Genomic DNA, 22,013 nt, shown 5'->3' with positions numbered 1-22,013 from the left:
GGCGCGCCGCTGTGACCTGTCATGGCACTATGTGGCTGCTTGTTGTCTCAGTCAGAAGGGTCGCCCGTGTCTGAACGCATCGTGAGCCCAGCCGGACGTGGCTTCCTCCTGCTCGACTCGCATCCCACCGGTTGTTTCCGGAGCGTCGCTCAGATGCGGGCGGAGGCCGGTCAGCGGGCGCAACTGCCGGAGGACGGGCCTGTTGCCCTGGTCATCGGATCCAGCGCGGGCTACGGCCTGGCCGCCACGGTCGTGGGTCTGGCGCGTCACGGCATCCGCGGCGTGGGCATCGGTTTCGAGCGGCCGCCCGGGCGGCGCACCGCGACAGCCGGCTGGTATCGCACCATCGCGACCGATGCGATCGCCGGTGAGCTCGGCTGCGACTTCTCGTTCGTCAACGCCGACGCGTTCGCCGACACCACGAAGACCGACGTGCTGGACCTCATCGCCAAGCGCTTCGGCGGTCTGGACTACCTCGTCTACAGCGTCGCCGCCCCTCGGCGGACCGACCCGCGCACCGGGGTCACGTATCAGTCGGTGATCAAGCCGCTGGGCGCGGCGCACACCACCAAGACCCTGGAGTTCGACAGCGAGGGCACGCCGACGCTCCGGGAGATCGGTGCAGAGCCCGCGAACGATGCCGAAGCGGCCGCGACGGTGCAGGTCATGGGCGGCGAGGACTGGTCCCGCTGGATCACCGCGCTGGCCGAGCGGGATCTGCTGCGCGACGGATTCCGCACGGTCGCCCTGTCCTACATCGGCTCGACCCTGACGTCGGCGATCTACCGTGACGGCACGATCGGCGCGGCCAAGGCGCACCTCGAGGCCACCGCCGACGGCCTCAGCGACAGGTTGTCGGCCGTGGGCGGTCGAGCGTTGACGTCGGTCAACGGGGCGGCGGTGACGCAGGCCTCGACCGCGATCCCCGGCATCGCGCTGTATGTCGGCGTCCTGCGCGCCGTGCTGGCGGAGCGCCTCCAGTCACCGGTCGAGCAGTCGATCCAACTGTGGGATCAGCTCACCGGCGCACGCCCCTTCGACCTGGACGAGGCGGGACGCATCCGGCTGGACCGCTGGGAACTGGATCCGGCGGTGCAGGCGAAGGTCGCCGAGCGGTGGGCGTCGATCACGTCCGAGACCGTCACGGAGCTGGCGGACGTCGACTGGTTCCGGACACAGTACCGCAATCTCTACGGATTCGACGTGCCCGGCATCGACTACAGCAGGCCGGTGGAGCCGGACCTGCCCTGGCCGATGCCGCGCTGACGGCTGTCAGGCCCCGGCAGCGGTCTTGCGGCCGATCTTCGCGCGGAACATCGCAGCGTCGGCGTCACGCAGCAGCCGGTCGAGGTCGCCGGTGGAGCCGGTGGCGGCGCCGACGTTGAGCCAGGCACCGGCCACCCCGACGATGTCGAGCCAGCGGTAGGTACCGTCGTCGCGGCGCAACCGCACCTGGGCGGAGGCGTCGGCGCCCCGCTCATCGACGACCACCGTACGGAGACCGATGGTCGGCGCGAACCACCCGTCTGCGACCGGCACCGTCCGAACGGCTGCTGCCGTCCGATCACGGACACGGTAAGAAGGTCGATGTGGATGCTTCGGAGACGCTTGCCCAGGGCGGACTGGTGCAAGGCGACCTGCTGCTGGCCGACGCGCTGGAGAGCCTGCGGGAGCAGCTCAAGGAGGCGGTCGACCGCGCTCAGGGCAAGGACCTGTCTTTCTCGTGTGAGAGTGTCGAGGTCCAGCTGCAGGTCGTCGTCACCAACACCCGCAAGGGCGAGGCCAAGGCCGGCCTGTGGAGCGTCGTCACCGTCGGCGGCGGCGTCGACCACGCGACCAGCGCCACGCACGTCGTCAAGCTCGTCCTCAAGCCGGAGCTCGACGGCACAGACGGCAAGCTCAAGCTGAGCGACGCCTGAACGGGCAGATGGTCCGCGACGTTCAGGCGCGGGTGGTCGAGGTCCGGCGCGCCGGCGGCACCGGCCGCGGCACCGGCTACGCCGTCGCCGCCGACCTGGTCCTGACCGCAGCGCACGTCGTCGCCGACGACACCGACGTGCGGGTCGGCGGCGGCGACGGGGAGCTGCCGGGAACCGTCGCATGGCGCGACACGACGCTCGACGCGGCGCTGGTGCGCGTGCCGGCCCGGCCCTGGGACGGCATCGACACGCGCTGGGCCACGCTCTCGGGTGTGCGTGCGGTGCCGTGCACCGCCATCGGCTACCCCAAGGTCCAGAAGGCCGACGACGGCACGCGCGTCGAGGAGGCCGTCGCCGGCTTCATCATGCCCGCGACCGGACACCGGATCGGCCGGTACGCGATCAACGTCACCAGCGCCCTGCCCTACGAACCGAAGCGAACCGACTCGCCCTGGTCGGGCCTGTCCGGCGCGGCGGTGCTCACCGAGGACGGCCGCCAGGTGCTCGGCGTCCTCACCGACGACCCGATGGGCTTCGAGCCGTCGCGCCTGGAGGCCGTGCCGGTCGCGTACCTGCTCAGCGATCCCGCCTTCGCCGACCTGGTCGGCGCCGGCCCGGCCGCGTTGGCGGTGCTGCCCGAGCATCCGTTCCTGCGCCCGATGTACGAGTTCCCACCGAGGGCGATGACCGACATCCAGATGTTGCTGCCGAAGTTCGGGGTGGTCCCGTACATCGACCGCCCGGTCCTCGACACGGCGCTGCGGCAGTGGACCGACGAGCCCGACCCGTTCGCGGTGGCGCTCGTCGTCGGCGCCGGCGGTACGGGCAAGACCCGGCTCGCCGCCGAGACGTGCGACCGGCTCCGGGCAGCCGGCTGGGAGACCGGACGCGTCGACGACCCCGTCACCGTCGCGGTGCGGCAGCTCGGCGCCCGGACGCTGCTCGTCGTCGACTACGCCGAACACCAGGACCCCGACTCGCTCCGCGAACTGGTCACCGCGCTCGCCGAACGGCCGGGGACGGGCACGGTCCGCCTGCTGCTGCTCGCCCGGCACCACCGCTCCTGGTGGGACTGGATCCGCCCGGCGGTCATCGCCGGCACCCAGCGCGGCGACGCGCTCGTGCTCGACCTCGGCGAGCAACCCTTCGACGGCGCCGACCGGGCGACCTACGCCGAGGCCGCGGCGACGGCTTTCGCCGACCGGATCGGCCTGCCCGTCCCCGCGCCGGTGGACGTCGACTCGGACGAATACGACAGCGCGCTGCTCGTGCTGATCGCGGCGCTGCTCGCGGTCCGCGGCGAGGCCGTCGACGACGCGACCCCCGGCCACCTGCGCACCCGGCTGCTGACGACGCTCCTCGGTCGTGAACAGCGGCACTGGTACCGCGGCTTCCCCGCCGAGGCGACGCCGGCCAGGCAACTGCGCTCGACTCGTCTGCCGGAGCGCGCGATCCTGGTCACCCTGCTGGCGTCGCCCGCGCCGGCCCGGCTGCCGGAACCGCTGCGCCTGCTCGACGAGTTCCGCGACGCCCGCAACGAGCGCCTCGCCGCCGTCGCCGCCTGGCTCACCGGCCTCTTCGCCCCCGGCGGCCGTCTCGACCGGATCGGTCCCGACCCGGTCGTCGACTGGTTTCTGGCCCAATCCCCGGACCTCGGCGGCATCGCCCAGTCGGTGCTGGCGCTGCCTGACCTCGATGCCGACCGCCAGGCCCAGCTGATCAACGCGGTCCGCCTGGCGGCCGAGCAGCACGCCGCGACCCGGACGGTGCTCGTCGAGCTGCTCGCGACGAACCTGAGCCGGCTGGTGAAGCAGGCGGTCGAGTCCGGTGAGCACGAGCTCATCGGCGCCCTGAACGCCGCCGTGGTGCTCTGCACCGCCTACGGCGAACGGCTCGGCACGCTCGCCCGGGCCGCGGGCGACGCGCTCGACGACGTCGACACGACCGACCCGCTCTTCGGCGCGCTGGGCGTCTCCCTCAGTGAGCTGGTCGTGCACGGCTACCGGCGCCTGGCGGCGACGGACATCGCCGGCATCGACGGGTTCGGTGCCGCGTTCGCGGGTGCGCTGCTGACGCTCGCGACGACCCGGGTGAACGCCGGCGAACCCCGGCGCGCGCTCCCCGAGCTGGAGGAAGCTGCCCGAATCCTGCGCGACCTGGCCGGGGCACACCCGCAGTACGTGCCGAGACTGGCTGCCGGCCTTGCAAACCTCGGCGCCTGCCTGGCGGACCTGAAGCGGTATCCGGAGGCCGTGGCGGTGACCGAGGAGGCCGCCGCGATGCTCCGGGACGACGCGGCCCTCGGCATCGCGCTCAACAACCTCGGCGGCTGCTACGCCGCGCTCGACCGGATCGAGGAGGCCGTCGAGGTGCTGTCCCGGGCGGTCGCGTTGTTCGACGGGCTGCCCGCCGAGCGCCGCGACGCCAACGCCTGGCAGTTCATGCGGGCCCTCGCGCATCTCGCCCGGTGCCGCGACCGGCTGGACGACCAGCGGTCGGCCGCTGCTGCCGCGGAGCGTGCGGTGGCGCTCGCGCGGTCCCTCGTCGCGGCGAACCGCCACCGCTACCTCCCGGACCTCGTGGCGATGCTCATCGAGCAGAGCCGGGTCCTGGCACGTTCGGCCGCCGTGGCGCCCGCGCTCGAGGCCGTTCGGCTGTGCGAGGAACCCGCGGCGGCACGCAACCCCCGGTTCGGCGTCCTGCTCGCGGAGGCGTTGACCCGGCTCGCGGACGCACAACTCGATCTGCGGCGCGACCGCGAGGCACTACCGACCTACCGGCGGGCGGTCACCGCCTACCGGAAGCTTGCCGACGACGATCCGGGCCGACACACGCGGGAGCTGGGGCTGCGGCTGCTGATGACGGCCGTACTGCTGAAAGATGCCAGGGACCTGCCGGCCGCGCACGACGCCGCCGCTGAGGCGGCGACGCTGCTCGACACCGCGGCCGGCAACGATCCCGACCTCGCCGCACTCGCTGCCAAGGCGCACGCCACCCTGGGCCAGATCCTGCGGGACATGGGCCGGCTCCGAGATGCGATCGGCCCGCTGGAACGGGCGCTGACGTGGTTCCACGCCAACCCCGATGTGCGCCGGTCGGACTTCGCCTCCGCGCTGCACTGCCTCGGCACCTGCTGGACCCGCCTCGGGCGGCCGCATCAGGCCCTCCCCTTGCTCACCAGGGCCGTCGGCCTGTACCGGAAGCTCACGGCGGCCGACGAGCGGTCCCACCTGCGGCAGCTGGCCGCGACGCTGCACAGCCTCGGCGCCTGCTGGATGGCACTCGAGGAGCCGGCCGAGGCGGTCGGCCCGACGGAGGAGGCCATCGAGCTGCACCGGGTCGCCGACCGGCACGGGGAGCCGAACCCGGCCGCGCTGGCCGACTGCCTGAGCAACCTCGGCCTGGCGTACCAGCTGCTCGACGACGGGGAGAGGGCGGTCCCGGTCGTGCGCGAGGCGGTGGCCGTGTACCGGAAGCTCGCCGCCGCCGATCCGGGCCTTTACCGCAGCATGTTCGCCGGGAAGCTGACCAACCTCAGCTCCTGCCTCCGGCTTGCCGACGACCTCCCCGGCGCGCTGAAGGCCGCGGTCGAAGCCGTCCAGGTGGCACGGCGGCTCGCAGCCCCGCGCGACCGCAGGGCCGACCAGATCCTGCCGTCCGCGCTCATCAACCTGGGCGCTGTCCGGGCCGAGCTCGGCATGGTGTCCCCGGCCCTGCAGGCGACCAGCGAGGCGGCCGGCCTGTTCCGCCGGCTCGCCGACACCGAGCCGACCTCCCACCTTCCCGAGCTCGTCAAGTCCGTGGACCTGCAGTCCTCGCTGCACACGCGGGCCGGGCAGCCGCAGGAGGCCCTGAACGTGGCGCTGGATCTCGGCCGCATGCTGATCGGACTGGACCCGGACGGGACGCGGTTCCCGCACCACTGCCTGCACGTCTTCGAGCTTGTCGGCGACCGGTACGCCGACCTGGCCGACGCGGACGGCAGCGCGAGCTGGTGGCGACGCACGGTCCGGGTGTACGCGACGATCTCCCGCAACCACGCCGGCATCGCGGTGGGCGAGGACCTGCACAGGCTGGCGGACAAGCTCGACACGGTCGGCCGGACAGGCGTGGCCGCCGCCGCACGCCGCCTGGCATCCTGATCAACGCACGTCGAGAAATTGCGCGCGGTTTTTTCGTTCCCGCTGACGCGACTGCCAGGATACCGGATTCGCGCACCAATTCCGAAGTCCCGGATCAGGAATCTGCGTGGTATTTCTCGGCACGCCCTCACGAAAGGAACCCGGCCTGCACACCTGGCGGAGCGGGTGAAGTGCTCGGCTCCCCCGCACCGGATTGGCCGAACTGTCCACGGGTAGCTTCTCACTGCCCGGCGACAACTACGAGCGCAGGGGAGAAACGAAAATGGGAGGACCGAAAGCTGTCCCTCCTGATTGGGACGCCTGGCTTGATTGCGACGCCTGGGCCGCGGGCCGGGAAGCGCCGAGCACGGGGCAGACCCGGGTCGCACCGACCGTGTTCGGCCCGTGGCAGGCGCGAGAACTGCACCGCAGGCTCACTCGCTGGAGGCCCGCCTACTGGCCGCTCGTTCTCTCCTATCTGGTCATCGTGGTGGTTGACTTCTGGTTCACCGACGAATTCACCGGCGTGCTCAGCTGGCCGTTGACGGTGCTGTGGACGTGGCCAATTTTTACCACGCTCACCGGAATTGTCGGCATACGACGGACGCGCAAGGCACTACGCGAATCAGAGGTCCGATGGTCCGGCCACGGACTGACGAGAAGCGATGATTTCCTGATCGTCGTCGTCCCCACCATCGGCCGGCACGACACCTACCCCGCGCTCGAGCGCTCGGTCCTGTCCTACATCGCTTATCTCCCCAGGTGTTTCCCCCGGCTCAGGGTCGACATCGTCATCGACGAGGGATGCGAGGCGGCAGACCGGATCGCCGGGCTGGCCGCCGGGAGCGAGTTGATTCGGCTTGTCACCGTGCCGAGGCGGTATCGCACTGCCAACGGCACGAGGTTCAAGGCACGTGCCACCCACTATTCGCATGAACTGCGGATCCGGGAGCGTGAGAACTGCGACGACGTGTGGGTGCTGCACATGGATGACGACACGGGTGTGGGCCCCGACACCGCCCTGGCCATGGCCCGGTTCATCGAGGAGCAGTGCAACGCCGGCCGCGATGCGAAGCACCTGGCCCAGGGCATCCTGACGTACCCGCGCGAATACGCCGTGAACAGGCTCATCTGGCTCGCGGACTCGGTCCGGCCCGCCGAGGACGTGGGGCGCTTCTCGGCCTGGACCGGCAGTGGCACGCCGCGCGCGGGCGTGCATGGTGAACTCCTGCTGGTGCGGGCCTCGATCGAGGCGACGATCGGCTGGGACTTCGGCCCTCGGAGCCTTGTCGAGGACGCCCAGTTCGCACTGATCTTCAGTGCTCGTTACGAGGGCCGCAGCGCCTGGTTCGGCGGGCGGTGTTACGGCGCGTCGCCGGCCAACCTGCACGATTTCTTCCACCAGCGCGAGCGCTGGTCCTGGGGTCTGGCGGCCCTGGTGTTCGACCGGTCGCTGCAACTGCGAAACCGGCTGCTGCTCGGATACTCGGTGATGTCGTGGGTGGTCGGCCCGATCCAGAACGTCGGGGTAGTTCTGCTCATCGCCATTCTTGTCGCCCATTCCAACACATCTCCGGTGACGCTCGTCGTCATTCCGTTCTGGGCGCTGAACATGGCCTACACGGTCTGGATGTACTGGGAAGGTCTGCGGATCAATGCCAGGGTGTCCGGTGACGAGCGGCGCAAGTGGTGGGAGCCGCTGGCCGTGGTTCTGCTGATCCCGATGTTCGGGCTGATGGAGGGTCTCCCGGGGCTGCGCGGATTTGTGAAATTCGTCCGGCGCACCGAGAACAAGTTCATGGTCATCGCGAAGCCGTCATGACCTCGGGGCACGCGAAAAGGGCCGGGCGTGTGAAGCCCCGGCCCTTTTCGTGTGCGTGGCCGGGTCAGTCGGCCGCCGAGCCACCGTACACGGTGGCTTCCTTCGAGGTCGCCCTGATGCCGTTGGCGCCGTTGAAGAGGCGCCCGCCCCATGAGGTCAACCGGCCGGCGTCGAAGCCGATCGCCGTGTCGAGGTACTCGACGCCCCCGCTGTTGCCGCTCCACGACCAGCCCAGGTAGCCGATCCCGCGGGACTGCGCCTCGTTGATGATGGTGTCCTCGTCCACGTCGCCGTCGGTGTGCTTCCACCCGAACTCGCCGACCACGAGCGGCAGGCCGGCGCTCTGGAAGGCGTCGTAGTAGTCGGTGACCTTCGAGGCGGTGTCGTACACGCCGTACATGTGGACGGAGAACACGATGTTGCGCTGCGGGTCGCTGTCGAGCACCGACGCGGCGTTGCCGCGCATGATGCCCGACCAGTCCTGTCCCCAGTTCGGTCCGTCGACCATGATCAGGTGCTTGAGACCGGCGTCGCGCAGCTTCCTGATCGCTCCGCTCGTCGCGGCGGCCCAGCCGGAGGTGTCGCTGTTGCCGTACGGCTCGTTGCCGATGTTGACGACGACGTAGTCCTCCTGGCCGGCAAGCACACTCTTCAGCCCGGTCCAGTAGCCGGCGGCCTCGTCCAGTGTGATGGCGCCGTCGTTGTCGCCGTACCCGGTGGTGTCGTGGTTCTCCAGGACACAGATGAGCCGGTGCTGCTTGCAGGTCGAGATGACGTCGGACACCTCGTCGGCGCCGATATCGCTCGTCAGCACCACCCGCACCGAGTTGGCGCCCAGTTGCTTGATGTCGGCGAACGACCGGCGCTGTTCCTTCTTCCAGGCATACGGGTGGCTGACGCCGCGCATGACGAAGCTGTTTCCGTTGGCTTCGACGATGTTCCTGCCGCTGACGTGCAGGCCGACCCCGTCCTGCGGCGATTGCCGTGATTGCCGTGGCTGCGCCGACGGCTCCGATTGCTCCGACCGGGCCGGCTGCGCGGCGGCGGCGAACGCGAACGCGATGAGTGCGGCGCTCACCGCTCCCACGATAACAGCTGGTTTTCTCATAAAATCTCTCTCGGCTTCGGTCGCTGACCGGGAAAACGTGCGGGCGACTCCACGCCACGAGGCGGGCAGGGAAGCGGGCCTCGCCCGCGGCGGTGCACCGGGAAGGTGTCGGCAAGTGCCGACCGGCCACCTCGCCGCCGGGCAGTTCCACAGGCCCGAAGGACGCCCGTGAGCCCCGGCAACGTTCCGCCGAGTGTACGGGCCGGAGAATCACCCGCAAAGCCACCCGAACACATTGCCGCACGTCAGCGGCCCCGGGACGCGTGGCGACCGACCGGCGGGGCGAACCGGTCACGCATCCCGCAGGCCGGCGCCGCCCGGGGACAGGGAGGCGATCGGGGGCACGGCGGCGGGCTGCTTCGTGACGGCGGCGCCGCGGATCACGTCGGCACGTGGACGGGCGGCATCGACCCCGATGCGCTTCGCGACCGTGAGGCGTGGCCTCATGCCGGGGCGCGTTCATCCGATGGTACGGACATGTGTGACCAAGAGATGACCAGAACGGAGCGGATCGGCACGGACGTCGCACAGTACGATCTGCCGGCCATATCCCCTCCGAGGAAGAACTCAATGAAACTTGCATGGGGACGGGCCGCGGCGCTGATCGTCGCGGCTTCTGTCATGTTCGGGGCCGGTGCGTGCGGCAGCAGCAGCGACGACAGCGGCACGCCCGGCGCCGCGGCGACCAGCTCCAAGGCGCCCGAGCCGAAGGACGTACTGCTGGGCTCCTTGTCGGAGTACGACAAGGGTGTGTACGCGGTGGACTTCACCGCGCTCGACAGCTCCGGGCAGGCCGTGATCGACGGGCCCAAGAAGCAGGCGTACATAAAGATGATCTCCACCGACCCGGACGCGAAGTTCACGATGGAGGTGCTGCTGATCGAGCCCGACGCCTACGTGAAGATGGACATGGGCGAGCTGGCCAAGCTGCCCGGGATGCAGGCGCTGAACGGCAAGACGTGGATGCACGTCGACCGCTCCAAGATCAAAGACGCCAAGAGCCTGGTCCTCGGCGCCAACGAGACCGACATGCTCGACCTCAAGGCGCTGCTGCAGAGCGCGCAGTCGGTGCAGCAGGCCGGCGACCGCAAGTACGGCGGCACGCTCGACCTCGCCAAGGGTGAGAACTCGCCGATGACCGACGAGGACGTCGTCAAGGCACTGGGAGACAAGGCGGCCAGCGTGCCGTTCACCGCGACTCTCGACGCCGAAGGGCACCTCACCGAGCTGCTCATCGACGTGCCGGCCGCGGGTGACAAGAAGGCGCACCAGCTCAAGCTGACCGTGAACCAGTACGGCACCGCCACGGTGCCGGCCAAGCCCACCGGCAAGGCCGTCATCGAGGCACCGGCCGACACGTACGACATCTTCAACGGCTGAGCCACCCGGCCCGGCGGCGCCCGCATCCCGGTGCGGGCGCCGCCGGCCACGTCGACGACGGGCCGGCGGTCACAGCGGCCAGGTCCGCAGTGCCCGGTCGAGCCAGGGCACGACCAGCACAACGGTGGGCAGCACGAGGATCGCCGCGGCGAGGGCGCACACGGCGACGCTGAGCAGCGGGTCCGAGCCTGGGACACCGGGTGCGAGCCGGTCGAGCCGCCACCGGCGTTCCCGCTCCGCGTCGCGGCCCTGGCCGTCCGGGTCGACGTCGGCCATCAGCGCGTCGGTGGAGCCGCCGAGGGCGAGCAGCGCGTCGCGCAGCGCCGCGGTGCCGTGCCGCCGGCGGGCGGCGTCGTCGGCACAGGCCTCCAGCAGCAGGTGCACGGCGTCGAGCGGAGCACGGCTGCGCAGGGGCCCGGGCACGGCCCGGTAGAAGGCGGTGAACGACTCCATCACGACGTCGTGGCGGGCGCGCAGGTGGGCGCGTTCGTGAGCCAGGACCGCGGCCACCTGCGGTGTGGTCAGGACCCGCAGGGTGCCCTGGCTGAGCACGATGCGGGGCGATCGTCCCGGCAGGCAGTACGCGAAGGGCACGTTGCCGTCGAGGACGCGCAACGCGCCGGGCGGGACGTCCTCGTCGAACGTGCCGTGTTCCTCGGCCCGGTGAAGCAGGTCGGCGAGGAGACGGTGCCGGGCACGGCGCACCCGCGATCGGTACGCCACCTGCGCCAGGGACACCAGCAGGCGCAGGACGACGACGACGGCGACGGCGAGGGCGCCGGCGAGCGCGGCGACGGCCAGGTGGGCGCCGGCGCCCACGGCGCGGACAAGTTCCTCCGGGCCGGCCAGGACCACGCCCAGGGCGCACAAAACGGCCGCGAGCGTGACGGCCTGCCAGAGCACGATCGCGGCGACGGGTGCCCGCGCGGTCCAGCGGGCACGGGCCAGTGGTCCCGGCACGACCAGCGACAGGGTCAGGCCGAGCGCGCCGAGCAGGACCGCGGTCACCGGCTCTCGGCGGCCTTGAGCGCCGCGGCGAGCGCTGCCGCTCCGGCCGGACCGACCCGTCCGACAAAGTGCGCGAGGGCCGCGTCGCGGGCCGGGCCGTCGGGGGTCGCGCTGAGCGCGTCGAGCATCAGCGCCGCGGTCATCTCCTCGCGGGTCTGGGCAGCCGTGTAGCGGTATGCCCGGTCGGCCCGCTGCTGGGCGACGACACCCTTCTTCGCGAGGCGGTCGAGCACGGTCATCACCGTGGTGTAGGCGATGTCGCGGTGCCGGCTGAGCCGCTCGTGGACCTGCCGGACGGTCAGGGGGCCGTCCGCGTCCCACAGCTGCGCCATGATGTCGCGTTCGAGCTCTCCCAGTCCGGCCATGCGTCAAGTGTAAGCCAGGTTACGTAGCGCGTAGTACTACAACACGTAGTATCTACTACAGGCTGTCGTAGCAGGGAGAAGGGGAACCCATGGGGCTCGACGTGCTCGACCTGACCCGGTTGCAGTTCGCCGTGGTCACGATCTACCACTACCTGTTCGTGCCGCTGTCGATCAGTCTGTCGGCGACCACGGCGGGACTGCAGATCGCGTGGATGCGCACCGGCGACGACCGGTACCGGCAACTGACGCTCCTCGTCGGCAAGCTGCTCATCGTGACCTTCGCCGTCGGGGTGGTCACCGGTCTGGTGCAGGAGTTCCAGTTCGGCCTCGCCTGGAGCGAGTTCGCCCGCTTCTACGGCGACGTCTTCGGCCCCACCCTGGCCGTCGAGGGCATGCTCGCGTTCTTCCTCGAGGCGACGTTCCTCGCCCTGTGGTACTTCGGGTGGGGCCGGCTACCCCGCAGGGTTCACCTGGCCACGATCGTCGTGGTCGCGGTCGGCACCCTGCTGTCGGCCTTCATCATCCTGGCGGCCAACTCCTTCATGCAGCACCCGGTCGCCTACGAGCTCGACCCGGTCACCGGCCGCGCCCACCTGACCAGCTTCCGCGAGCTGCTGTTCAACGAGGTCAACCTCGCGGCCTTCCCGCACACGACGGCCGGCGCCGTCATGGTCGGCGGGGCGCTGCTGCTGGCCGTCGGCGCGTGGCGGGCCTGGCCGCGGCGCGCCGCACCGGACGAGGAGCAGCGGCATCGCGACGCGCCCGCGTTCGCCACGCTCGGCCGCCTCGGCGCCTGGATGACCCTGGCCGGCGGCGCGCTGACCGCCCTCACGGGCGACCACCTCGGCAAGGTCATCACCCGGGTGCAGCCGATGAAGATGGCCGCGGCCGAGGCCCTGTACAACACGACGACCGGCGCGCCGTTCTCCTTGTTCGCGGTCGGCCGCCCCGGCGGCGGCGAACCGTTCTTCAGCATCGAGGTGCCCCGGCTGCTGTCCGTCCTCGCCACCGGCGACCCGAACGCCACCGTCGCGGGCATCAACGACCTGCAGGCCCAGTACGCCGCCGCCTACGGCCCCGGCAGCTACATCCCGATGGTGCCGGTGGCGTTCTGGAGTTTCCGCGCGATGATCGGCGTGGGAATGCTCGCGATGCTGTTCGCCCTCGCCTACCTGTGGCGGACCCGGCGCGGCCGCACGCCCGCGCCCTGGCTGGTCCGGTCCGCGGTGCTCGTGCCGCTCCTGCCGGCGGCCGCCAACACCTTCGGCTGGCTGTTCACCGAGACCGCCCGCCAGCCGTGGATCGCGTTCGGGCTGTCCAAGGTCGCCGACGGCATCTCACCCGGACTCACCAGCGGCGAGGTGCTCGTCTCCCTGCTCGCCTTCACCGCCGTCTACGGCATCCTCGCGGTCGTCTGGCTGCGCCTGGTGCGCCACCTGTCCGGCAAACCCCTGAGCAGCCCGCCGGACACCGACAAGCCGGACCGCACCGATCCCGCGGACCCCGCCGACCCGGCCGCCGACGCCGACCTGGCACTGACCTACTGAGGAGCACCCGATGGACCTGGTCACCGTGTGGTACGGACTCGTCGTGCTCTGCTGGGTGCTGTTCTTCGTCCTGGAGGGCTTCGACTTCGGTGTCGGGCTGCTCAGCCCGCTGCTCGGCCGCGACGAGCACGAGCGCGCCGCCGCCGTGCGGACCATCGGCCCGTTCTGGGACGGCAACGAGGTCTGGCTCGTCGCCGCGATCGGCGTCACGTTCGCGGCCTTCCCCGCGTGGTACGCCGCGCTGCTGTCCGGTCTCTACCTGCCCATGGTCGCGATCCTGCTGCTGCTGGCCGGGCGCGGTGTTGCGCTGGAGTTCCGCGGCAAGCACGACGATCCGCGCTGGCGCCGCCGGTGCGACGCCGTGCTGGCCGGGTGCTCCGCCGGCGTGGTGCTGCTGTGGGGCGCGGTGCTCACCGTCTTCGTCCGGGGTCTCGCGCTCGGCGCGGACGGCGAGGTCGTCGGCGGCGGACTGCGCCGCACCGTGGCGCCGCTGCTGACCCCCGTCGCGGGACTCGGGGCGCTGCTGGCGCTGGGCATGGCCGTGCTGCTCGGCGCGGCGTTCCTCGCGCTGCGCACCACGGGACCGCTGCGGGCCCGGGCCGGTCGGCTCACCCGGCGCGTGGCCACCGGTGGTGCCGCCGCCGGGCTCGTCGTCGCCCTGGTCGCCGCACCGGCCGGTGCCACGGTGACCGCGGTGGTCGCGCTGGCCGTGGCCGGCGCCCTCACCGGCATCGCGGTGCTGGCCCGGCGGCCCGCGGCCGGGCGGGAGGCCCTCGCGTTCGGGCTCACGACCGCGGTGGTGGCCGCGGCGGTCGTCGCCGTGCTGACCGCGAACGGGACCGTCGTGCTGCCCAGCACCCTGAACCCCGCCTGGTCGCTCACCATGGACGGCACGGCCGCCGCCGACTCGGCGCTGCGGGTCATCAGCGCGGCCGGACTCGTCGTGCTCCCCGGGGTGCTCGTGTACCAGGCGTGGTCGTACCGGGTGTTCCGGCAACGCGTCGCCAGCGACCGGATCACGACGTGAGCCGCACCGCCCGCGGGCCGGTCGACCCGCGGCTGCTGCGCCACGCCCGCACGAGCCGCGCCGGGATCGCGGTGCTCACCGTCATCGGCGCCGCCCAGGCCGTCGCCACGATCGTGCTCGCCGTGGTCCTGGCCGGCGTCGTGGTCGCGCTCGCCGGCACACGTGCCGGTGACGGTACCGGTGCGCCCGCGCCGCTGCTGCTCGCCGCGCTCGCCGGGGTGTTCGCCGCCCGGGCCGCGCTGACGTGGGCCGAGCAGGTGGTGGGGCAGCGGACCGCCGCGGCCGTCACCGACGAGCTGCGCCGCTCCGTCCTGCACGCGGCGCTGCGCCGCGGACCCGCGTGGGTCGCCGGCTTCGGCACCGGCCGGCTGGCCGCGGTGCTCACCGGCGGCCTCGACGCGCTGCGCCCCTGGTTCAGCGGCTACCTGCCCTCGCTGGTCGTCGGCGCGGCCCTGCCGCTGCTCGTTGTCGTCACGATGCTGGTCGTCGATCCGATGTCGGCGGTGATCGTCCTCGTGACCCTGCCGCTCGTGCCGCTGCTGGGTGCGCTCGTCGGCTGGGCCACGCAGCGCCGCGCGCAGGAGCGCTGGCAGGCCGCGGCCCGCCTCGCCGGACACTTCCTCGACGCGGTGCGCGGCATCGCCACCCTGCGCCTGTTCGGCCGGGCCGAACGGCAGGCCGGGGTGGTCGAGCGGATGACCGACCGGCACCGCGCGGCGACCGTCCGGGTGCTGCGCATCGCGTTCCTGTCCTCGACCGCGCTGGACCTGGTGGGCACCCTGTCGGTCGGCCTCGTCGCGGTCGAGGCGGGGCTGCGGGTGGCCGCCGGCCGGCTCGACCTCGGCCCGGCGCTGCTGGTGATCCTGCTCGCACCGGAGGCGTACCGGCCGCTGCGCGAGGTCGCGGCGCGCTTCCACGCCAGTGCCGACGCCGGTGCGGTCATCGCCGACGTCGACGAGATCCTGCTGCACACCGGCGACGGGCCGGCATCGGCAGACGCGCCGGCCGAGCGGCCCGCCGTGGCGGCGGCCGGCGTGCGGGTGCGGCACACCGGCGCTGTCGTCGACGCACTCCACCTGGACACCCTCACCGTCCACAGTGGAGATTTTGTCGCGCTGCGCGGCCCGTCCGGCGCCGGGAAGACCACGGCCCTGCGCGTGCTCGCCGGACTGCAGCCGGTGCTCGCCGGCACCGTCGTGGTCACCGGCGGCCGTCCGCTGTACCAGTCGCAGGACCCGACCCTGCCGCACGTGCGCAGCGTGGCCGAAGCGCTGACCCTCGACGGTGAGCCACGCCCGGACGAACGGACCCTGGTCGAGGCGCTGCGCACCGTCGGGCTCGACGCCGAGATCGCCGCCCTGCCCCACGGCCTGGACACCCCGCTCGGCGAGCGGGGCCAGGGCCTGTCGTCGGGCCAGCGCCAACGCCTCGCCCTGGCGCGGCTGCTGCGGCAGGCCCGCACCGGTCCGTGCGTCGTCCTGCTCGACGAGCCCACCGCCCATCTCGACGCCGGCGCCGAACAGCTCGTCGTCGCGCAGCTGCGGGCGATGGCCGACCGGGGCTGCGCCGTGCTCGTCGTCGCGCACCGGCCGGCGGTCCTCGCCGCCGTGGACCGGACGGTGCCGGTCGAGCCGCCCGCCGAGACCCGCCCGGTCACAGCGCCCGGGCCCGCGCGTGCCGGCTCCGGCGAACCCGCCGCCGACGACCGCGGCCCGGCCGGCAGCCGGATCGTACGGCTCGCCCGCGCCCTCGGCCGGCGGCCGGCGACGGCTGTCGCGCTGGGTGCGGCGTCCTGGCTGGCCGGCATCACCCTCACCGGCGCGGCGGTCTGGCTGCTGGTCCGCGCGTCCAGCCTGCCGCCGGTGCTCACCCTGTCCACCGCGGTGGTCCTGGTGCGCGCCAGCGCCGTCGCCCGGCCGCTGTTGCGGTACCTGGAGCGGCTGGTCTCGCACGAGGTCGGATTCGCGCGGCTAGGCGCCTGGCGCGCCAAGGTCTACGCCGATCTGGTGCCGCGCGTGCCCGGTCCCGCGCTCCGCCGCCGCGGTGACCTGCTCACCCGGGTCGTCGACGACGTCGACGCGCGCGTCAACGGTGTGCTGCGCGGTCAGCTGCCGGCCGTCGCCGCCTGGGTCGCGATCGTCGTCACGGTCGCGGCCGCGGCGTTCGTGGCTCCCGCGGTCGCCGCGGCCCTCGTCGCCGGACTGGCCGTCGCCGGCGTGGTCGCGCCACGGCTCGCCGCCCGCCACACGGCCCGGGCCGACGCCGCGACCGGCCGGGCGCGCGCCGAGCTGCACGACGCGGTCGTCGAGACCGTCGAGGGCGTCGACGATCTCGCCGCGCGGGACACGACGGCGGCGCTCGCCGTGCCGGACCGGCGCAGCCGGGCCCTGGCACGCCTCGAGGCCAGGTCCGCGGCCACGGCCGGCGCCGCGGCGGCCCTGGCACAGCTCGGCTGGGGCGCCGCGGTCGTCGGCATCGCCCTCGCCGCGGCCACCGGCCCGTACCACGCCGAGCTCACCGCCGTCCTGCTGCTCGGCGCCGTCACGCTCGCGGAGCCGGTACTGACCCTGCCGGACGCGGCCGTCGCACGCCGTGGCGCGGCCGGTGCCCGGCGGCGCCTCGAGGCGATCGCGGCCGAGCCCTGCCCGGCCCCACCGGCCACGGCGAACCCCGGAGCCGAGGCCCCGCCGATGTCCTCCGTCGACGTCACCGTCAGCGGGCTCACCGCGGGCTGGGACCCGCACCGCGACCCGGCGCTGCGGGACGTCGACCTCGACCTGCCCGCGGGGCGGCGGGTGGCCGTCCTCGGCGTCTCGGGCAGCGGCAAGTCGACACTCGCGTCCGTGCTCGTCCGCCTGCTCGCCCCGCGGCAAGGCCACGTCCGCCTCGGCGGTGCCGACCTGCAGACCCTGCCCGACGCCGCGGTCCGCCGCCACGTCGGGCTGGTCGGCGACGCCGCCGACCACGTCTTCGCCACGACGGTGCGGCACAACCTGCGCCTGGCCCGCCCGTCGGCGACCGACGACGAGCTGCGCGCCGCGCTCGCCCGCGCCCACCTCGGGCCGTGGCTCGACACCCTGCCGGCCGGCCTCGACACCTGGCTCGGCGAGGGCGGCACGACCATCTCCGGCGGGCAGCGGCGACGCCTGGCCATGGCCCGGGCGCTGCTCGCCGACCCGGCACTGCTCGTGCTCGACGAGCCGACCGAAGGACTCGACGAGCCGGCCGCGGCCGCGCTCATGACCGACCTGCTGGCGGCGGCCTCGGGTCGCACGGTGCTGCTGCTGACCCACCGCCGCGACGGCCTCGAGCACGTCGACGAGGTGTACGACCTCGTCGACGGCCGTCTGGCCCGCCGCCCGCTCGCGGCACCGGTCAGCGGCGGGCCAGGAAGCCGAGCACTCGCTCGGTGACGAGCGCGGCCGCGCCGGCGTCGTACGTCGGCAGCGAACCGTCGGTGAACAGGTGCCGATCGCCGGGGTAGACGAACAGCTCCCCGTCGTCGGCCTCCTCGACCAGCGCGCGGGCGGCGTCGATGTCGCCCTCCCCGGCGAAGAACGGGTCCGCGTCCATGCCGTGGACCTGCACCGGCACGCCCGCCGGCCACGGCGCGCCGATCTGGGCGGGCGGCACGCAGGCCTCGAGCAGCACCGCGCCACGGGCCCCGGCCCGGGTCTGCGCCAGCTGCTGCGCGGCCATCACGCCGAGCGAACAGCCGAGGTAGACCAGCTCGGCGGGCAGCCCGTCGGCGGACCGCACGCCCCGCAGCCGGACCTCGTCGAAGCCGACCCGGCCGGCATAGGCCACGCCCTCGTCCAGCGTCGGAAAGGTCCTGCCGTCGTACACGTCCGGTGTGTGCACCATGTGCCCGGCCCGCCGCAACCGGTCGGCGAAGGCCCGGACGCCCTCGGTCAGCCCCTGTGCGTGGTGCAGCAACAGCACCTCTGCCATGCCGATCTCCCTGTCTTTCCGGTGACCTCGGGACCCTACAAGCCATTGCGGACGTTCGACTTCCGGATTGGGTCCGCAGCGTGCCGGCATCGCAGACGGCGGTCGTCCGGCACGGCTACGCCCTCCTCGGGTGTGACCCCGAGGAGGGCGTCCCCCGTTCGGGCGGCCGTCAGTCGAAGTCGGCCACCCGGATCGCGATCACCCGCGGTACCCCGGGTGTTCGCTCAGCGTGAAGAGGGTGTCCGGCATGCTGCTGTCGTCGCCGAAGTAGCTGAGGGACTCGGCGCCGTACGCTCGGCTGAACGCTCTGCGGAGCACGCTCTCCCCTTCCTCGGGTGCCCGGAAACGAGCCGCCATCGACAGGCCTTTGTCACCGACGACTACGATCGACGACAACATCGTCGCTGCCGTGGACGCCGGCGATCGCTAACTCGGACGTTCTCGGACGGAGGGATGTGTGGGCCGGCCGGACCCGGAGGGCGCCGCCGACCTGGACGACCTGGTTGCGCGGCTGCGCCTGCTGAAGGCGTGGGCGGGCGACCCGTCCTACACGGTGATCACCAAACGGATCACCGAGGGCTGGTCACGGGCGGGCCGACCGGCGAGCGAGCTGCCCGGGCGCAGCACGGTGGCCGGATACTTCAGCGCCGGCCGGAGCCGGCTCGACGAGGACCTGCTGGCCGCCATCGCCGAGGCGCTCGGCGGCGACGCTGGCTACGCGGAGCACTGGCGGGCCGCCGTGCGGGCGATTCGCAGCCGCGCCACGGCCGCGTCCTGGGTGGACAGCGCGGCCCGGCTGCCGACCGGGACAGGCACGTTCGTCGGCCGGCGCGACGAGCTGGACCGGTTGCTCACGGCGGACGGCGCGACCGTCGTGGTGTCCGCGATCCGCGGCATGCCCGGCGTGGGCAAGACCACCCTGGCGCTGCACGCCGCGCACCAACTCCTCGCCCGGGGCCGCTTCCAGGACGTGCAGCTCTTCGTCGACCTGCGCGGCTTCGACACCGATTCGCCGCCGGCCGACCCGGCCGCGGTGCTGGCCGACTTCCTGCGCCACCTCGGCGTGCCGGGCGACCGTGTTCCGCCGACTCTCGCCGGGCGGATCGCGAAGTACCGCGAGCTGCTGCACGGTCGGCACGCGCTGATCGTGCTCGACAACGCGTACGACGAGCGGGGCGTGGCCCCGTTGCTGCCCGGGCACCCCACCTGCCTGACCCTGGTCACCAGCCGGCGGACCCTCGCCGGCCTGCCCGACGCGGTCCACCTGCGGCTCGACCCGTTCGCCGCCGACGAGGCCCGCCAGCTGCTGCGGCAGGTCGCCGGCGCGGAACGGGTGGACGCCGACCCGCAGACCGCCGCCCGGATCGCGGAGCTGGTCGGTCACCTCCCGCTCGCGCTCGCGATCGTCGGCGGCCATCTGCGTGACCACCCCGACTGGCTGCTCACCGACTATCTGCGTCCACTGACGACGCTCGCGATGGAGGGCGGGATCGGGGCGGCGCTGACGATGTCCGACCGCAACCTCCCGGTGGAGACGCGGCGCACCCTGCGGCTGCTCGCGCTCCACCCGGGTCAGGAGTGGGACGGGTACGCCGCCGCGGCGCTCACCGGCGAACCGATGGCGGTGGCCCGGGCCCGGCTCGACGAACTCGCCGCCGCGCACCTGGTCCAGCGCCGCGGGCCGGACCGGTACGGGTTCCACGACCTGGTCCGTGCGTACGCCGCCGAGCGGGCGGCGGTGGACGAGCCCGCCAGCCGGAGCCGGGCGGCACTGACCCGCCTGTTCGACCACTACCTGCACGCCGCCGCGATGGCCATGAACACGCTGTACCCGGCCGACAAGGGCCTGCGCCCGGATCCGCCGCCGCCCGCCGGTCCGGAGGTTCCCGGGTTGGGCACCGCCGACGGCGCCCGCGCCTGGCTGGAGGCCGAGCACGCCAACCTGATCGCCGGCGCCGGTCACGCCGCCGACAACGGCTGGCCGGCACACGCCGTCCACCTCGCCGCCACCGTGTGGCGCCATCTCGACATCACCAGCCGCACCGAGGCGATGCTCGCCCTGGCCGAGCAGGCGCTGCCGGGTGCGCGGGCGACGGGCGACCGGGTGTGGGAGGCCCGGATCATGCTGTTCGTCGGCAACAGCCACAACCGCCGCGGCGACTTCGAGGCGGCGGCCCGGCAGCTGCGCCAAGCGGTCGCGATCGCCCGCGAGGCCGGTGACCGGCTCGGCGAGGCGCGCGGGCGCGACCTGCTCGGCTGGGCGCTGGCGCAGCTGGGCCGCCACGACGAGGCGCTGATCCAGATGCGGCACGCGGTGCGGATCGCCCGGCGGATCGGCGACCAGAACGCCGTCGGCTCCGCGCTGAACAACATGGGCATCCTGTTCCAGCGGCAGGGTCGCTACGACGAACTGCTCGCCCTGCTGGACGAGGCGCTCGTCGCCGCCCGCGCCGCGGACAGCCGGGCCACGCAGGCCCGCATCCTGGGCAACATGGGCGTGGCGCACGTCGAGCGCGGCGACCAGGGGGCGGCCCTGCGCCACCTGCGTGAAGCGCTGGCGATCCACCGTGACCTCGGCAACCGTACCGGTGAGGCGATCGCTCTGATCAATATCTCCCGGGCACATCACCAGCGCGGCGACGACGGGCGGGCGTACGGCGAGGCCTGCGACGCCCTCGCGATCCTGCGCGAGACCGGCGACCGTGCTGCCACCGCGTCGGCACTCAACGCCGTCGGCGAGGCCGTCCTCCGGCTGGGCCGCCCCGCCGAGGCGGAGGCCTGCCACCGCGAGGCGCTCGAGGTCGCCATCGAGATCGGCAGCCTGTTCAGCCAGGCCCGCGCCCACACCGGCCTCGGGGACGTCCACCAGGCCACCGCCGACCCGGCCGCGGCGGCCCACCACTGGCGGCAGGCCCTCGCCGCGTACACCGACCTCGACGTCCCTGAGGCACAGCAGGTGCGGGACCGGCTCAGCGCGCAGTGACGGACAGGGCGACGCCTTGACCCGGCCTGGTCCAACTTTTACTCCATCCATCAAAAGTTGGACCAGATAGATTCGAAGCTCTGGACAGGGTGAGCGGAACTCTTCTAGCGTGTCCCGCACGGCACAACGGCGCTTCGGTCATGTGGACGATCCGGACCCGGGGCGCCGTTCGCCGACGCGCCGCATGTGGATGCCCGTCGAAGGAAGCGCCGCCGTCCGGGCGGCTCGCGCGACGGTACCCCAGCTCTCCGGCAACGCCACGCAGAGGGCTCGGCCGCGGATGCGCAACGCGGCCGAGAAGGGCGGGACGGAGCGGTCGGCCGGTGCGGTCGGGAGACGGGATCCTCCCGGCCGCACCGGAGGCCACCCGATGCGCGCGTGATTCCCGCCGCCGGTGAGTAACACGGGCGGCCCACCGTTCGCTCCTTCATTGAGCGCACAACCACCGAGCATCCGAGGGTGCCCTCACGGGAACGTCGCCATTGCCGGCCGGTCCCGAACTTTTTTGTGTCTCGATAAAAGTTCCGCATATTCATCGCCAACTTTTGCTGAGTTCGCTCTATCTTTCGATAGCATCGCGGATATAGGGTGTGCGCTATCGGTGAACCGAGCCAGTCGCTCGTCCCGCGTGAGCGGGATCCCGGCGAGCACTGAGGCGCAGCCCGGCACACCGCTACCGCCAGCACCACCATCGCGACCGACTTGCCGCACGCTTCCCTCCGGGCGTGCCACACCCACCCGCACCGTTCCCCCACCGGATGTCGTCCGCCGACGCCTGCTGG

The 22,013-nt window shown here is 72.8% G+C and carries 16 protein-coding genes; 9 read left to right on the top strand and 7 right to left on the bottom strand.

Translation table 11 applies throughout. The features are described 5' to 3' along the window. Window positions 1-21 precede the first annotated feature (21 nt). Window positions 22-1,266 (top strand): enoyl-[acyl-carrier-protein] reductase FabV, encoded by a 1,245-nt coding sequence (gene fabV / locus Dfulv_RS23415; protein WP_259866798.1) that lies wholly within the window; start codon window positions 22-24, stop codon window positions 1,264-1,266. 6 nt (window positions 1,267-1,272) lie between these two features. Here the strand turns inward: fabV and Dfulv_RS23410 are convergent, their stop codons facing one another. Next, the gene (locus tag Dfulv_RS23410; protein WP_259866796.1) at window positions 1,273-1,539 is read right to left on the bottom strand and encodes a hypothetical protein; all 267 of its coding nucleotides are present in this window, start codon (window positions 1,537-1,539) and stop codon (window positions 1,273-1,275) included. Window positions 1,540-1,589: 50 nt separating this feature from the next. Between Dfulv_RS23410 and Dfulv_RS23405 the strand changes: the two genes are divergently transcribed. The 3 genes from Dfulv_RS23405 to Dfulv_RS23395 all read left to right on the top strand — a co-directional run bounded on the left by Dfulv_RS23405 (window position 1,590) and on the right by Dfulv_RS23395 (window position 7,862). Continuing rightward, a complete protein-coding gene (locus Dfulv_RS23405) occupies window positions 1,590-1,919 on the top strand; it encodes a trypco2 family protein (RefSeq protein WP_259866794.1) in 330 nt (109 codons plus the stop codon). An 8-nt stretch (window positions 1,920-1,927) separates the two neighbouring features. Further along, the gene (locus Dfulv_RS23400) at window positions 1,928-6,061 is read left to right on the top strand and encodes a tetratricopeptide repeat-containing S1 family peptidase (RefSeq protein WP_259866792.1); all 4,134 of its coding nucleotides are present in this window, start codon (window positions 1,928-1,930) and stop codon (window positions 6,059-6,061) included. A gap of 193 nt (window positions 6,062-6,254) precedes the next feature. Next, entirely contained in the window at window positions 6,255-7,862 is a 1,608-nt protein-coding gene (locus Dfulv_RS23395; RefSeq protein WP_259866790.1) for a glycosyltransferase family 2 protein, read from the top strand. A gap of 64 nt (window positions 7,863-7,926) precedes the next feature. On the opposite strand, the gene Dfulv_RS23390 is transcribed toward Dfulv_RS23395, so the two are convergent. After that, window positions 7,927-8,940, bottom strand: coding sequence for a glycoside hydrolase family 5 protein (locus Dfulv_RS23390; protein ID WP_319805820.1), 1,014 nt, complete (start codon window positions 8,938-8,940; stop codon window positions 7,927-7,929). 321 nt (window positions 8,941-9,261) lie between these two features. Further along, entirely contained in the window at window positions 9,262-9,417 is a 156-nt protein-coding gene (locus tag Dfulv_RS23385; RefSeq protein WP_259866788.1) for a hypothetical protein, read from the bottom strand. 123 nt (window positions 9,418-9,540) lie between these two features. Here Dfulv_RS23385 and Dfulv_RS23380 point away from each other — a divergent pair, with 123 nt between their 5' ends. After that, entirely contained in the window at window positions 9,541-10,350 is an 810-nt protein-coding gene (locus Dfulv_RS23380) for a hypothetical protein (RefSeq protein WP_259866786.1), read from the top strand. 69 nt (window positions 10,351-10,419) lie between these two features. Here Dfulv_RS23380 and Dfulv_RS23375 read toward each other — a convergent pair whose 3' ends face one another. Next, entirely contained in the window at window positions 10,420-11,358 is a 939-nt protein-coding gene (locus Dfulv_RS23375) for a M56 family metallopeptidase (protein WP_259866784.1), read from the bottom strand. After that, window positions 11,355-11,723, bottom strand: a complete 369-nt coding sequence (locus Dfulv_RS23370) for a BlaI/MecI/CopY family transcriptional regulator (protein ID WP_259866782.1) — start codon at window positions 11,721-11,723, stop codon at window positions 11,355-11,357. Before Dfulv_RS23370 ends, Dfulv_RS23375 begins: the two co-directional genes overlap by 4 nt. An 89-nt stretch (window positions 11,724-11,812) precedes the next feature. On the opposite strand from Dfulv_RS23370, the gene Dfulv_RS23365 reads away from it, so the two are divergent. Genes Dfulv_RS23365 through cydD form a run of 3 tightly spaced genes read left to right on the top strand, consistent with a single transcriptional unit; the run spans window position 11,813 to window position 17,710 of the window. Beyond that, on the top strand, window positions 11,813-13,270 hold the full coding sequence (locus tag Dfulv_RS23365) for a cytochrome ubiquinol oxidase subunit I (protein WP_259866780.1): 1,458 nt from the start codon (window positions 11,813-11,815) through the stop codon (window positions 13,268-13,270). A 10-nt stretch (window positions 13,271-13,280) separates the two neighbouring features. Then, the gene (gene cydB, locus Dfulv_RS23360; protein ID WP_259866778.1) at window positions 13,281-14,297 is read left to right on the top strand and encodes a cytochrome d ubiquinol oxidase subunit II; all 1,017 of its coding nucleotides are present in this window, start codon (window positions 13,281-13,283) and stop codon (window positions 14,295-14,297) included. Further along, window positions 14,294-17,710 carry a thiol reductant ABC exporter subunit CydD gene (gene cydD, locus Dfulv_RS23355; protein WP_259866777.1) on the top strand — a complete coding sequence of 1,139 codons (3,417 nt, stop codon included), beginning with the start codon at window positions 14,294-14,296 and terminating at the stop codon, window positions 17,708-17,710. Before cydB ends, cydD begins: the two co-directional genes overlap by 4 nt. Here the strand turns inward: cydD and Dfulv_RS23350 are convergent. Further along, window positions 17,673-18,248 (bottom strand): dienelactone hydrolase family protein, encoded by a 576-nt coding sequence (locus Dfulv_RS23350; protein WP_259866775.1) that lies wholly within the window; start codon window positions 18,246-18,248, stop codon window positions 17,673-17,675. The two genes, cydD and Dfulv_RS23350, sit on opposite strands and share 38 nt — an antisense overlap. Window positions 18,249-18,446: 198 nt before the next feature. Continuing rightward, the gene (locus Dfulv_RS23345; RefSeq protein ID WP_259866773.1) at window positions 18,447-18,647 is read right to left on the bottom strand and encodes a hypothetical protein; all 201 of its coding nucleotides are present in this window, start codon (window positions 18,645-18,647) and stop codon (window positions 18,447-18,449) included. A gap of 58 nt (window positions 18,648-18,705) precedes the next feature. On the opposite strand from Dfulv_RS23345, the gene Dfulv_RS23340 reads away from it, so the two are divergent. Next, window positions 18,706-21,231, top strand: a complete 2,526-nt coding sequence (locus Dfulv_RS23340) for an ATP-binding protein (protein WP_259866771.1) — start codon at window positions 18,706-18,708, stop codon at window positions 21,229-21,231. Window positions 21,232-22,013: the final 782 nt, after the last annotated feature.

The organism is Dactylosporangium fulvum, from assembly GCF_025137375.1.
Taxonomy (GTDB): domain Bacteria; phylum Actinomycetota; class Actinomycetes; order Mycobacteriales; family Micromonosporaceae; genus Dactylosporangium; species Dactylosporangium fulvum.
This window is presented reverse-complemented; position numbering and strand designations above follow the sequence as displayed.